Below are 13,532 nucleotides of genomic sequence, written 5' to 3' on the forward strand. Positions count from 1 at the left end.
CGCATTCGCGGCAGGCCGGACGCGACGCGGTTCCCGTCCGTAGGGTGAGTGCCCATGAGTGCATCGATCGCCATGCCGAACCGCGACACCGTGCTGTGCATGTCGCTGTCCGGGCGCCCCAGCAACATCGGGACGCGGTTCCACAACTTCCTGTACCGCGAACTGAGCCTGGACTACCTGTACAAGGCCTTCACCACCACCGATCTCCCGGCCGCCATCGGGGGCGTGCGCGCGCTCGGGATCCGCGGCTGCGCCGTCTCCATGCCCTTCAAGGAGGCGGTGATCGAACTGATCGACGTCATGGAGCCGTCGGCCGCGGCGATCGACTCCGTCAACACGATCGTCAACGTCGACGGGGTGCTGCACGCGTACAACACCGACTACGCGGCGGTGGCGTCGCTGCTGGCGTCGAACGCCGTGGACCCGGGTCTGCCGGTGGCCGTGAACGGTTCGGGCGGGATGGCCAAGGCGGTCGTCGCCGCGCTGCGCGATCACGGCTGCACCGACGTGACCGTGGTGGCCCGCAATCCCGAGGCGGGACCGGCCCTCGCCGAGCAGTACGGCTTCCGGCACTCGACCGCCGCGCCCGACGGTGCGCGGGTCCTCGTCAACGCCACCCCGGTGGGGATGGCGGGCGGGCCCGCCGCCGACGACCTGTCGTTCCCCGCCGCGCTGATCGAGGTGGCCGACACCGTCTTCGACGTCGTCGCGATGCCTCCCGAGACACCGCTGGTGCGAGCGGGGCGGGCCGCGGGCGCCACGGTGATCACCGGCGCCGAGGTCATCGCCCTGCAGGCCGCGGAGCAGTTCGCGCTCTACACCGGGGTCACGCCCGACGCCGATCTGGTGCGCCGGGCGTCGGAGTTCTCCCGCAGCTGATCACTCGGTGTCGATGTCGAGGCCCACGGGTTCCCAGACCTCGACGTCCCCGTCGTCGGCGCGTTCCCCCACCGTGAGCGAGCGCTGCAGGGTGAGCGGGCGGACGCCGCGGCGGTCGAGCGCCCGCAGTACCACCGACATCGCGGCGTCGGCGTCGGTGGCGAACACGGATTCGCGGACGCGGACGAACTCCCAGCCGCACCGTCGCAGTTCCCGCTCGCGCTCGATGTCCGAGCGGGCCTGCTCGGGCGTGGACGCGAAATCGGCGCTGTCGCACTCGACGGCCAGCCGCGCGTCCTCGCCGGTGACGACCAGGTCGATGACGCGGTTGTTCACGGCGACCTTCGGATTGACGTGATAGCCCATGTCGCGCAGCCGCACGAACACCTGCTGCTCGAAGAGGTTGTCGAAGGGCTCGACCCGGCGGTCCGTGGGGACGTCGGCCGGCATGGGCTGTGCCACTTCGACATCGGCGCGGGTCACGTACCGGAGCATCGAGGCGCGGAGGTCGTTCGGCCTGAGGTCCTCCTCGGTCACGGAGGCGAAGAGCCACAGCTGATCCCGGGCGCGCGAGGCGGCCACGTTGAACCGGCGCTGGAAGTCGCGCCCGGTGAGCGCACGGAACCGGTACTCGGGCGAGACCACCATGGACAGCATGATCACGTCACGCTCGTCGCCCTGGAAATCGGGCGGGGTGCCGACCCGGAGGCGGCGGGCGTCCCACTCGTCGGGATCGATCGACTCGCGCAGTCGGCGGTACAGCTCGTCCACCTGCCCCTGGCCCTGCAGTGCGATGACGCCGAACGTACGGCCCGTGTACAGCGGGTCCTTGAAGCAGCGGATCAGCTGGTCGACGATGGCCTGCGCCTCGGTCGGGTTGCTGATCCGGGCGCCCTCGCCCTCGACGCGGCCCTGCGGCACCTGCGTCAGGTGCAACGGCGTCGGGCGGTCGGCACCGTAGTGGCGCACCGGGATCAGCGGCGCGTCCGAGTAGAACTGGCGCGAGCTGAAGTCGATGATCTCCGGCATGCAGCGGAAATGCTCGCGCAACCGCACGGTGTGCCCGAACCGGGTGCGCAGCAGGGTGAACAGGCTCGACCGCGGGGTCAGCGAGTCCCGCAGGTACGGCGGGATGTCGGAGAGCTGGGCGTCCAGCCGCGCGAACACGTCGTCGAGGTTGACGCCCGTGAACGACGAGGGCGCACACTGGTTCTCGTCGCCCACCACGATCACCCGCGGCGCGAGCCACAGCAGGAACGAGCTGGTGATGTCGGCCTGGCTCGCCTCGTCGACGATCACCACGTCGAAGGCGTTGGGCTCGGGCGAGATCGACGCGACCACCTGCGAGATCGGCATGATCCACGCCGGTACCGCGGACTGGGCCTGCCGCATCGCCTCGCGCGCGGCCACCCGGAACCGCTCCGCGTGCCGGCCGGACCCGCGGCCGATGGAGGCGACGTGGTCCCGGTACGCGTGCAGGGCCTGGATCTCGTCGAAGGTCATGCGGCGCAGGCACTGCCGCCACGCGCTCGCGGTGGCGATACGGGTCGTGTAGTGCGCCACGTCCTGCTCCGCGGCGAGCAGATCGGCCTCGACCTGGGCGTCGTCGTCCGGATGGACGCGGGCCGCGGCCCACATGACGGCGCGGCGCCAGGACCAGGCGGCGCCCAGCTCGGGCACCCGCTCGTCCCAGGCGGGGTCGTCGGCGGTGCGGGCCAGCTGATCGAACAGGGTCGGCGCCTTGGTGCGCAGGCGCAGCGCGAGCAGGTCCAGCGCTCCGCGATCGTCGCGGTCGGACCGGGCGCTCTCCCAGGCGCGCCGCGCGTCGCGGATCGGGCCGAACCGGTACTGGCGCAGGGCCGCGACCATCGCGTCACCCTCGGGCGACGGTCCGCGTTCGACGATCTCCTGCACGCGCACGCGCACCGCATCGAGGCGGCTGTGGGCTTCCCGCGCCCCGGCCGCAGCCGAGATGGCGACGACCTGCCGCGCGACGCGGTCGGTCTCCTCGAGGTCCTTGGGGCGCGGCGCCTGCGAGGAGACCCGCTGCATGTCCGCGACGAGGCGGTCGCGCTCGGTGACCAGCCGGGTCACGGTGCGCGCACGGAGCAACTGGTCGCCCGCCTGGCTGAGCCGCTCGGAGCGGCTGCGGGAGGCCACCGCCCCGGTCGGATCCGTCTGCGGGGCTTCGAGTCCGAGGGCCCGCAGCACATCGCCGATCCGGCCGATGGTGTCCTCGATCAGGAGGTGGTCGGCGGCGGCGCGCAGGTGCGCCGCGCCGGCGCCCGCCTCGCCGTCGACCACGATGCCGAGGCCCGTCTCCTCGAACTGCTTCTGCTCCGGCTTGCGGAAACGCTTCTTCGGCTCGTTGCCGTCCTCCAGGTACTTCGCGTACTGGTCGATCGCGGCACGATCGTTGGCGTCGGGGGTGTCACTGAGCTCCACCGCGGTGCCGCCGAGTGCGTCGTCGGTGTCCCGGGCACGCGTGAGCTGCTCCTCCATGCCGACCAGCCGCGACGCGAGGTGCGCGCGATCGCCGATCAGCATGTCCTCCGCGAGGATCTGCGCGGACGGCGGGAACCGGCGGACGCGGTCGACGAGCTCGCTGATCACGTCGGCGCGCGCCCGGATCACCGAGAGCTGATCGGCGTCGATGCCGCCCAGGATGTGCGCCAGCGCGCCGCCCGCCACAGCGGAGTCGTTGAGCGGCGAGTCCACGAGCACGGCGCACAGCCGCTCGAGCTCGTCGACGTCGGGCACCTCCTCCGACAGGTCGGGCAGGCTGTGCGCGAGCCGCCGGGAGAACACGTCGTCGTTGCGGCGCAACAGCGCGAGCAGACGGTCGAACTCGCGGGTGTCGAGGGGCGGGACCGCACCGTCGACGGGGCCCGGCAGCCAGGAGTAGCGGTCGGCGTCCCGTCGGACCCGGGCGACGATCGCGGCGGGCTTGCCGGAGTACGCGGACGAGAGCCAGTCGGACTCCTCGGTCTCGGCGGTCCGCAGCGCCCACACCTCGCGGAGCAGATCCTCGCGGCGGGCGATCGCGCGGTCGCGCTTGGCGCGCAGGTCCCGCAGCTCGGCGTCGGCGAGTGCCTCGGAGTACGTGGACTTGCGGGTGGCGATCTCGGTGACCGACGCTGCGAGGGAGGCGGATCCGTCCTTGGTGACGTCGGTGACGGCCACCACCAGCTGGCGCAGCTCGGGCGGCAGCTTCTCCTCCAGCACGGCCAGCGCCTGCGCCTTCTCCGACACCACGAGCACGCGCTGCCCCTTGGCGAGCAGCGCGGCGAGGAGATTCGCGATGGTGTGGGTCTTGCCCGTTCCGGGCGGGCCCTCGACCACGACGCCGGTGTCGGAACCCATGTGCGCGAGGATGTCCCGCTGCTCGACATTGGACGGCAGCACGTAGTACGCCTCGTCGAGCAGTTCCTCGGGGCTGATCGCGCCCGAGTCGACGAGCAGCTTGAGCCGCTCCTCGGTGCTCACGGCCTCCACCAGTTGTGCCAGCCCCACGGGGACCGGCCGCTCGGGATCGGAGACGTCGGCCTTCATGGCGTCGTAGAAGTTCAGCAGCGGCGCCGATCCGCGGGTGCGCAGCACGAGCGCGGGGGCGAAATCGATGCTCGCTCCCCCGTCCCTGGACGTCGAACCCAGCCATTTCTCGGTGAACTCCCGCGCGGCGGGGTCGAGAACGGTCCGAGTGGTCTCACGCAGCTCGGACTGCAGCGCGGCGGACCCCGACAGGTCGAACGACGGCAGGCCCGCCAGCAACAGCGAATCCTCCACGCGGGGGACGGAATCGCGGGGCAGCACGATCCGCAGCCGCCTACCGCGACGGTCGCGTTCCAGCAGCACGGGCTGCGTGAGCAGGTGCGCGCGCACGCCGACGTCGCCGTCGCGGGCGGTGAGCAGCCCGGAGGCGAGCACGAGCTCGACCGACTCGGGGTGGTCGTTGAGCTCGTCGTAGACGCGCAGCAGCCGGGCGTACGGCGAATCGGTCTCCGCATCGCGCGGCACGGTGAAGATCGTGGCGCCGGGCCGGGCGTCGGCGTCCCAGTCCTCGGTGAGCGCACCGTCGCCGGTGAGGGGCAGCACGGCGAGGTGGTCGTCGAGGTCGCGCGCGAGCACCGAGCGGGACCGGATCAGCTCGTCCAGGTAACGCAGGAGGCGGACCACCCGGTCGCGACGGCCGGGGACCCCGTCGACGGGCTCGCCCTGCTCACCTGCGGCGGTCATGTGCTCCTCGAGTCTGTCGGGTCGGCGCCTGCCGACGCTGGGTGCGGACCGGTCGGACTACACCTTGACTAGAGGTTAATGCATGCGTGCGGGCCCCCGACAGTTCGTCACCGCTTCCTGCCGGCCCGGAATCGCTGCTTGCCGCTGGACGGCCGTCCCGCGGGCGCACCGGTATCCGGCTCCAGGTTGATCAGCTGTCCGGAGATCCGGGTGCGCTCCAGCGCATCGAACACGTCGCGGGGCAGATCGTCCGGGAGCTCGACGATGCTGTGGTCCGGCCGGATGCTGATATGCCCGAAATCGCTGCGCCGGAGACCGCCCTCGTTGGCGATCGCACCCACGATCTGCGACGGGGTGGCGCGCTGGCGCTTGCCGACGGCGATGCGGTACGGCGCCATGGGGCGCCCCGTCTTCCGGTGCACCGACGGTTCGCGGTCCTCCCGGTCGCGCCGGCCCCGGCCGCGGTCGCCGAAGTCCTTGCCGTCGCGGTCGCGCCGGTCGCGGCTGTTGCGCTCGCGCTCCGGCGGATCCGGCTTGAGGAGGAAGGAGGCGCCGTCGCGCGACTGCAGCGCGAGGGCCGCGGCCACGTCCACGAGCGGCACGTCGTTGGCGCCCACGTAGTCCTCGATGAGCCGCCGGAACATCTGCAGGTGATCGTTGCTGAGGTTCTCCGTGATGGACTCGCCGAACTTCTCGACCCGGTGGGCGTTGACGTCCTCGACCGAGGGCAGGCCGATCTCCGCGAGCGGCTGGCGGGTGGCCTTCTCGATGGCGCGCAGCAGGTGCCGCTCGCGCGGCGTCACGAACAGCAGAGCGTCGCCCTTGCGGCCGGCGCGGCCCGTGCGGCCGATGCGGTGCACGTACGACTCGGTGTCGTGCGGGATGTCGTAGTTCACGACGTGGCTGATCCGCTCCACGTCGAGCCCGCGGGCGGCGACGTCGGTCGCGACCAGGATGTCGACCTTGCCGTCCTTGAGCTGGCCGATCGTGCGCTCGCGCTGCGCCTGCACGATGTCGCCGTTGATCGCGGCGGCGGCGTGCCCGCGGGCGCGCAGCTTCTCGGCGAGCTCCTCGGTGGCCGACTTCGTGCGGACGAAGATGATCATCCCGTCGAACTCCTCCACCTCGAGGAGGCGGGTGAGGGCGTCGAGCTTGCGCTGGTGAGCCACCTGCAGATAGCGCTGCGTGATGTTCGAGGCGGTCGCGGTCTTGGCCTTGACGGTGACCTCGACCGGATCGTGCAGGTACTTCTTGGAGATCTTGCGGATCGCGGGCGGCATCGTCGCGGAGAACAGCGCGACCTGCTTGAACTCCGGGGTGTCGGCGAGGATCCGCTCGACGTCCTCCTGGAAGCCCATGGTGAGCATCTCGTCCGCCTCGTCGAGCACGAGGAACTCGAGCTCGGACAGGTCGAGCGTGCCCTTCTCCAGGTGGTCGATGACGCGGCCCGGCGTGCCGACGATGATCTGCGCGCCGCGGCGCAGCCCGGACAGCTGGACGCCGTAGCTCTGGCCGCCGTAGATCGGCAGCACGGTGACGTTCGGCATGTGCACGGCGTACTTGCCGAACGCCTCGGAGACCTGCAACGCCAGCTCGCGGGTGGGCGCGAGGACGAGGGCCTGCGGCTTGCGGCTGCCCCCGTCGATCTTGGAGAGCACCGGCACGGCGAATGCGGCGGTCTTGCCGGTGCCGGTCTGCGCGAGGCCCACCACGTCGCTCCCGGAGAGCAGGGGCGGGATGGTCGCGGCCTGGATCGGCGACGGGTTCTCGTAGCCCACCTCGGCGAGGGCGCGCAGCACCTTCTCGTCGATGCCGAGATCGAGGAAGGTCACGGGTTCGGGGTTCTCTTGACCGGCCTGCTCGTCGGGGGTGACGGCGGCGGGGGCGGTGCGTTCGGCACCGAAATCTTCAGACATTGTTTCCCCAGCATATGCGGTCTATGCCACGCACGCGAAACACTATCGGATTCGGACATCCTCCGATAGGTTGTGGGCAGTCCACTATCTGCACCAGGAGAAGAACTTGCGCATCGAGGCCACGGAACCGACCCGGACCCACGCACCGTCCGACAACCTGACCACCAGGGTCCGCACCCTGGCCGATTCGGCACCGTCGACGGAACTGTTCCTCCGCCCCTCCGGCTCCGGCTGGTCCCCCGTCACGGCCGCCCAGTTCAACGAGCAGATCACCGCGGCCGGCAAGGGGCTGATCGCGCGCGGCGTCGAGGCCGGCACCCGCATCGCGATCATGAGCCCGACACGCTACGAGTGGGCGCTCCTCGACTACGCGAACTGGTCCGTCGGCGGTTCGACGGTGGCGGTGTACGAGTCGAACTCGGCGGCGCAGGTCGAGCACATCCTCACCGATTCCGCGTCGATCGCCCTCATCACCGACACCCGCGCGACCGCCGACCGGATCGCGGACGGCGTGCCCGCGGGCACGCAGGTCTGGGTCATCGAGGAGGGGCTGATCGACGCGCTCACCGCGGAGGGTGCCGCCGTCACCGGCGAGGACTACCTCGCGCGCGCCACCGCCGTCGACGCCAAGGCGGAGGCGACGCTCGTCTACACCTCCGGCACCACCGGGAAGCCGAAGGGCGTCGTGCTCACCCACGACAACCTGCTCAGCGAGTACGACGCGATCCACGAGGGCCTGGACAAGATGGCCGGGCAGAACGCCAGCACGGTGATGTTCCTGCCGCTGGCGCACATCTTCGCCCGCGCGATCTCGGTGGCGGCCGTCCAGCACTCGATCCGGGTGGCGCACACGGCGGACCTGTCGAACCTGACGGGCCTGTTCGGCGAGCTCAAGCCCACCTACATCCTCAGCGTGCCGCGCGTGTTCGAGAAGGTCTACAACACGATGAGCGCCAAGGCGGAGGAGGGCGGCAAGGGCAAGATCTTCGGCGCCGCCGTGGACACCGCGATCGAGTTCAGCAAGGCCCGGGACGCCGGCGGCGCCGGTCTGGTGCTCAAGCTCAAGCACACGCTGTTCGACAAGCTCGTCTACTCGAAGCTGCGGGAGGCGCTGGGCGGCAACTGCACGTGCGCCGTCTCCGGCGGCGCGCCCCTGGGCGCCCGGCTCGGCCACTTCTTCCGCGGCGCCGGCGTCACGGTGTACGAGGGCTACGGCCTCTCCGAGACCAGCGCGGCCATCACCTGCAACACCCCGACCGAGCAGCGGATCGGCACCGTCGGCCGCCCGGTCCCCGGCAACGAGGTGGCGATCGCGGACGACGGCGAGATCCTGCTGCGCGGCCCCGTCGTGTTCGGCGGCTACTGGGGCCTGCCCGAGGCGAACGCGGAGGCCCTGCAGGACGGCTGGTTCCACACCGGCGACCTGGGCTCGCTGGACGCGGACGGCTACCTCTCGATCACCGGCCGCAAGAAGGAGATCCTGGTGACGGCCGCCGGCAAGAACGTGGCGCCGGCGCAGACCGAGGACGCGCTGCGCCAGCACCCGCTGGTGTCCCAGGCGATGCTCGTGGGCGATAAGCAGCCGTTCGTCGGCGCGCTGATCACCCTCGACCCCGAGGCACTGCCGGGCTGGCTGTCCTCGCACGGCCTGCCGGAGATGTCGATCAAGGACGCCGCGGCGAACGAGACGCTGCAGGCCGAGATCAGCTCCGCCGTGGCCACCGCGAACTCCCTGGTGTCCAAGGCCGAGCAGATCAAGAAGTGGCGCGTGCTGGACACCGACTTCACCATCGAGGGCGGCGAGCTGACGCCGACGCTCAAGGTGAAGCGGAACGTCGTGATGGACAAGCACGCCGATCAGGTGGCCGCCATCTACGGCTGACCCCGCGGAACGCGAACGGCGCCGGTCCGACCTGCTGGTCGGGCCGGCGCCTTCGTCTCCACATCCAGTTATGGACCTTGAGGTACATAACTGATACCGTCGCCGCATGGCCCGCCCCCGGAAGTTCGATCCCGCCGACGCCCTGGACGCCGCGACGGAGTCCTTCTGGAGTCACGGCTACGCCGGCACCTCCCCCGCGGACCTCGAGACGGCGATGGGAATCTCCCGGAGCAGCCTGTACAACACCTTCCACACCAAGGCGGACCTGTACCGGCGCGCACTCGAGCACTACGCCGAGGAGCAGTCCCGACAGGTGCTCACGATCCTCGAGGGACCGGAGCCGGCCACAGCGCGGTTGCGCGCCGCCCTGAACCACGTGGTGCGCCTCTCCCTCGACGACGCCGAGCGGCGCGGATGCCTCGTCACGAACGCGGCGATCGAGCGCGCCCAGGACGACGACGCCGTGCGCGCGCTGCTGCGGCGCATCCTGGACGGCCAGGCCGCCGCGTTCGCCGCGGTCGTCGACGAGGGACGGCGCGCCGGCGAGATCGCCGCCGGCGTCGACCCGGCGGCGGCGGGAAACCTGTTCGTCGCCACGACGAACGGCATCCGCGTGCTCGCGCGCGTCGACCCGTCCGAAGAGCGCCTCGCCGCGCTGACCGACGCCGCGATGCGCGCCGTCGAAACCGACTGAAGGAGCAGAGATGGATCTCGAACTCGCCGGCCGGAGGGCCGTCGTGACCGGCGCCAGCAAGGGCATCGGCCGCGCCACTGCACTCGCCCTCGCACACGAGGGCGCCCAGGTGTATGCCGTCGCACGGTCGCCGTTCCCCGACGACGTCCCGGGCGTGACGTCGGTCGAACTGGACCTCACCGCTCCCAACGCCGCCGCGCGGCTCGCCGAGCGCGTGGGCCCGGTGGACGTGCTGGTCAACAACATCGGCGCCGCGCTCCCCGCGAGCATGGACGCGGCCGGGTTCCTCGACATCGACGACGCGACCTGGCGGGCGACGTTCGAGCTCAACCTGTTCGCGACGGTCGGCGTGACCCGCGCCCTCCTGCCCTCGCTCCTGGACCGCGAGGGCGTGGTCATCACCGTCTCGTCGATCGGCGCCCGCGCCGCCTACCAACCCGTCGACTACGGCGCGGCGAAGGCGGCGCTGACCAACCTGAGCAAGGCGCTCGCCGAGGAGTTCGGCGACCGCGGTCTGCGCGCGCTCACCGTGTCCCCCGGGCCGACCCGGACCGGGAACTGGTCGGACCCCGACGGATACGCGGGGAGACTCGCGGCGCAGCAGGGCGTGACAGTCGAGGACTTCCTCGTCACCGTCCCGGAGGCGATGTCCATCGCGCTCGGCAGGCTCAGCGAACCCGAGGAGACGGCGGCGCTCATCACGTTCCTCGCCTCACACCGGGCCGGGAACATCACGGGCGTGGACTACATCGCCGACGGCGGCACGCTCAAGGCCGTCTGACCGCCGCGGTCAGAGGTCGTACTGGGCGCGGATCTCGTCCGTGTTCTTCTTCTCGAAGTAGAAGGAGGCGAACGGGATCGTGCCGGCCAGCAGGGTGAGAACGAAGCGCTTCGCGGGCCATCGCACCTTGATCCCCAGGTCCGCAGCGAGGCCGAGGTAGATGACGTAACCCCAACCGTGGATGAAGCCGATCGCATCCATCCAACCGGGCACGGTGAGGTCGGTCAGCCAGAATTTCACGACCACCCACTTGTAGATGACCTCCGCGCACAGGATGAGCAGGAAGACACCGGTGAAGTTGGCCATGAACCGGTAGCGGCCGAGGGCGCCCTTGACCTGGGTGCGGCGCTTGTCCGCCAACTGCTGCGCGGTCGGCGTGGGGGCGTCGGTCACTGCTTCTCCTCCGAGGGGGTGCGGTCGCTCGCCGCGAGATCGGCGAGCAGGCGGTTGTATTCGTCGTGCGCCGGGTCGTCCGGCGCCGTGCCGGTGTCCGACGGTGCCGTCGGGCGGGCCGGCAGGAAGCCCTCCGGGAGCGCGGTCACGGCGGCCGACGGTGCCGTCGGCCGGTGCCCCGGAAGCGCCTCCGCCACGGGCGCGCTCGCGGCCGGCTCGCCGGAGCCCGCGGCACCCGCCTCCTCGGCGGCGAGCTCCTCCTGGAGCTCGGCCTCGTCCTCCAGCTGGACGAACCGGCGGTAGGCCCAGAGGAAGGCGAGGGCGAACAGCGGCCACTGCATCGCGTAGCCCAGGTTCCGGGCGGTGCCGGAGCTGGATTCGAAGCGGCCCCACTGCCACCAGCCGAGCACCAGGCACGCTGCCGCGGCGATCACCACGAACGCGATGAGCGCGGGGCGATGGCGACGGCGTTTCACGCCCCCGACGGTACCCGTCCCGGCGCCGGTGTCCGAATAGCGGTATCGTGACCTGCGCCGCAGCGGGCGGGACGTCGCTGCCGGATGCGCCCGTGGCGGAATTGGCAGACGCGCTGGATTTAGGTTCCAGTACCTCAGGGTGTGGGAGTTCAAGTCTCCCCGGGCGCACCTCTCGACCTCGAGTCGAAGCCTTAGCGACCCCGCCGCCCCTTATGTCCGTTCCTCGGGATAATATATTCCTCGACGTAGCCCGCAGAGGCTCGAGCCACAAGCGACCTCAGCCACCCCCGACAGTCCGTCGTGATACGACTCACCCACGGTCGCGTCCACTCCAGCTAATCGCAACCTTCGTGGTTGTTGCTTTGCATACGCCGTTCGATCCGCTCCGTTTCTTCGCATTGTCGAGATCACGTTCACGGCGACCGAAGCGTGCGCAATCCACGCCGTCCAGCCCAGATACATGGGACGAAACCCCAGTGTGATGCCTGCGAAAATGGTTGCGTTCGCACACCCTTCCCCTCGGCCCCGCATTGTTCACCACCCGATAACTGCGGGGACCAGCAGATCGGGCGACCTTCTGCTGTGCGTTGCGATCCCTAAATTCGAACGCCGCCGACTGACGCGAACGTCCGTAAACATCCGATGTATGATAATTCGCACCACGTAGTAACCATTCGTGGATCGTTATCCGAAGAACCTTTTTATCGCACCGTCATCGCACTGGAATCGCAATCGAAAAGCGCCATGAATTGCACTACTCGCCAGTAGCCTGCGTCTGCGGGATGCACTTCCCCACATCGTTCGTTCTAGACGGAGGACTCATGGCTCGTCATTCAGCCCCTACTACGTTGACCCGTTCCAAGCGGCGAGCCGCAGTCGCCGCCGGCGCCATCGCGGCGACCGCCGCGTTGACCGCCGGCACCCCCGGGATCGCCAGTGCCGCCGATCCCGCTGACTCCGATTACAGCGGGAATCCGCTCGACATCTCGAACATCCTCAAGCAGTCACCGCAGACGCTCATCGGCATCCTCCCGACGGTGCCCGGCGCCCTCCCCCTGATCCTGATCCCGGCCGTGCAGGACCAACTCGCCGGTGGAGTGAAGGGCTGGAACAGTTCGCCTCTCGGCGGGCTGTTCCCGATGACCAACTCGACGACGAAACCGGGGTACATGACGGAGCCGATGCCCGGCGACCTCGACTTCTTCCCACCTCACGCCCCGGGAGACCAGTGGATCGGCCAGATCATCCACCAACAGAACGGCATCACCGCGCCGTTCGGACTCGGTAGCATCAACAACGACTTCTACGGCGGGCTGCTCTTCACATTCGACGACCTGTCGAACATGCTCACCGTCAAGAACACGGGCGACCTGTCAGTGCTCACGAAGGCGAACATCGGCAGCGTGGTGGGAAACAAGACCGGCATCGCAGGGCCGTTCGGCAGCGCGCTCGACACCGACTTCTGGCTGGCGTCGACGCGCGAGAACGGCGTCACCACCTTCACGCCGGCCGCGTCGATCTCCGCGACCGCACCGTTCGGGCTCGGGAACGCGCTCTTCACCTTCTCCCCCGGCAGCCTGGCGTTCGGCGAGGGCACGTTCGTCCTGACCGGCCCCAGTTTCGGGCTGAACCTCGACGCCTTCGGCCTCGGTACGACCTTCGCGCTGACCACCGGCAGCGTGGGGGTCAAGGACGGCAACCTCGTCCTGACCACGCCGACCGTGGACGCCGGCCTCACGACCCCGCTCGCCTCCGGCGGACTCTCGACCACGGCCGGCACGGCCTCCGTGGGCCTGGGCGGCGTCACGGTCGATGCTCCCGAGGTCACGGGCGACGTGAAGTCCGGGAGCAGCTCCGGAAGCTTCTCCGTGGACCCGGGTTCGGCGCACGCCGGGCTCGACGGGGCGTCGGTCGAGGGCCCCGCAGCGAGCGTCTCCACCGGCGACGCCGAGAAGACGACCACCGCCACCGTCGACACCGGCAGCGCGAGCGTCGGACCGAAGGGGACCGACTTCGAGGCGCCCTCCGCCTCGGTCGAGACCACGCCGTCGGGATCGGACAGCGCGGCGAAATCAGAGGCGACGGCGGAGAGCGCCCCGGCCCCCGAGCCCTCCGCGGAGCCCACGACCGAGTCGAGCGCCCCGTCCACCCAGGCCGACGACGCGGCGTCGGCGCCCTCGGACGCGGCGGGCGGCGACACCGCCGCCGCCGACGAGGCCGCCTGACCGATCGAACGACAGCGGCCGCCGGACTCAACGAGTCCGGCGGCCGCTGT

At 70.4% G+C, this 13,532-nt stretch carries 9 protein-coding genes and 1 tRNA gene; 6 read left to right on the forward strand and 4 right to left on the reverse strand.

Going from position 1 to position 13,532, the window contains the following annotated elements:
• Positions 1–54: 54 nt before the first annotated feature.
• Positions 55–879 (forward strand): shikimate 5-dehydrogenase, encoded by an 825-nt coding sequence (locus BN39_RS17690; protein WP_040768193.1) that lies wholly within the window; start codon positions 55–57, stop codon positions 877–879.
• Here BN39_RS17690 and BN39_RS24020 read toward each other — a convergent pair whose 3' ends face one another.
• Together BN39_RS24020 and BN39_RS17700 are read right to left on the reverse strand one after the other, a co-directional pair.
• The gene (locus BN39_RS24020; protein ID WP_019203782.1) at positions 880–5,115 is read right to left on the reverse strand and encodes an AAA domain-containing protein; all 4,236 of its coding nucleotides are present in this window, start codon (positions 5,113–5,115) and stop codon (positions 880–882) included.
• A 107-nt stretch (positions 5,116–5,222) separates the two neighbouring features.
• Positions 5,223–7,031, reverse strand: coding sequence for a DEAD/DEAH box helicase (locus BN39_RS17700; protein WP_019203783.1), 1,809 nt, complete (start codon positions 7,029–7,031; stop codon positions 5,223–5,225).
• A gap of 106 nt (positions 7,032–7,137) precedes the next feature.
• Between BN39_RS17700 and BN39_RS17705 the strand changes: the two genes are divergently transcribed.
• From BN39_RS17705 to BN39_RS17715, 3 genes are all read left to right on the forward strand, one after another.
• Entirely contained in the window at positions 7,138–8,913 is a 1,776-nt protein-coding gene (locus BN39_RS17705; protein WP_040768627.1) for a long-chain fatty acid--CoA ligase, read from the forward strand.
• A gap of 106 nt (positions 8,914–9,019) precedes the next feature.
• Entirely contained in the window at positions 9,020–9,607 is a 588-nt protein-coding gene (locus BN39_RS17710) for a TetR/AcrR family transcriptional regulator (RefSeq protein ID WP_019203785.1), read from the forward strand.
• A gap of 10 nt (positions 9,608–9,617) precedes the next feature.
• Entirely contained in the window at positions 9,618–10,388 is a 771-nt protein-coding gene (locus tag BN39_RS17715; protein ID WP_019203786.1) for an SDR family oxidoreductase, read from the forward strand.
• Positions 10,389–10,397: 9 nt separating this feature from the next.
• Here BN39_RS17715 and BN39_RS17720 read toward each other — a convergent pair whose 3' ends face one another.
• The gene (locus BN39_RS17720) at positions 10,398–10,781 is read right to left on the reverse strand and encodes a DUF3817 domain-containing protein (protein ID WP_019203787.1); all 384 of its coding nucleotides are present in this window, start codon (positions 10,779–10,781) and stop codon (positions 10,398–10,400) included.
• On the reverse strand, positions 10,778–11,257 hold the full coding sequence (locus tag BN39_RS17725; protein WP_040768194.1) for a hypothetical protein: 480 nt from the start codon (positions 11,255–11,257) through the stop codon (positions 10,778–10,780). Before BN39_RS17725 ends, BN39_RS17720 begins: the two co-directional genes overlap by 4 nt.
• Positions 11,258–11,343: 86 nt before the next feature.
• On the opposite strand from BN39_RS17725, the gene BN39_RS17730 reads away from it, so the two are divergent.
• Together BN39_RS17730 and BN39_RS17735 are read left to right on the forward strand one after the other, a co-directional pair.
• A tRNA-Leu gene (locus BN39_RS17730) sits at positions 11,344–11,425 on the forward strand.
• Positions 11,426–12,105: 680 nt separating this feature from the next.
• Positions 12,106–13,482, forward strand: a complete 1,377-nt coding sequence (locus BN39_RS17735; protein ID WP_040768195.1) for a hypothetical protein — start codon at positions 12,106–12,108, stop codon at positions 13,480–13,482.
• Positions 13,483–13,532: the final 50 nt, after the last annotated feature.

It is taken from the genome of Tsukamurella sp. 1534 (assembly GCF_000312385.1).
In the GTDB taxonomy this organism is placed as follows: domain Bacteria; phylum Actinomycetota; class Actinomycetes; order Mycobacteriales; family Mycobacteriaceae; genus Tsukamurella.

Coding starts and splice junctions, on each gene's coding strand:
- BN39_RS17710 (WP_019203785.1), top strand. CDS start 9,020: ATGGCCCGCCCCCGGAAGTTCGATCCCGCCGACGCCCTGGACGCCGCG.
- BN39_RS17690 (WP_040768193.1), top strand. CDS start 55: ATGAGTGCATCGATCGCCATGCCGAACCGCGACACCGTGCTGTGCATG.
- BN39_RS17700 (WP_019203783.1), bottom strand. CDS start 7,031: ATGTCTGAAGATTTCGGTGCCGAACGCACCGCCCCCGCCGCCGTCACC.
- BN39_RS17715 (WP_019203786.1), top strand. CDS start 9,618: ATGGATCTCGAACTCGCCGGCCGGAGGGCCGTCGTGACCGGCGCCAGC.
- BN39_RS24020 (WP_019203782.1), bottom strand. CDS start 5,115: ATGACCGCCGCAGGTGAGCAGGGCGAGCCCGTCGACGGGGTCCCCGGC.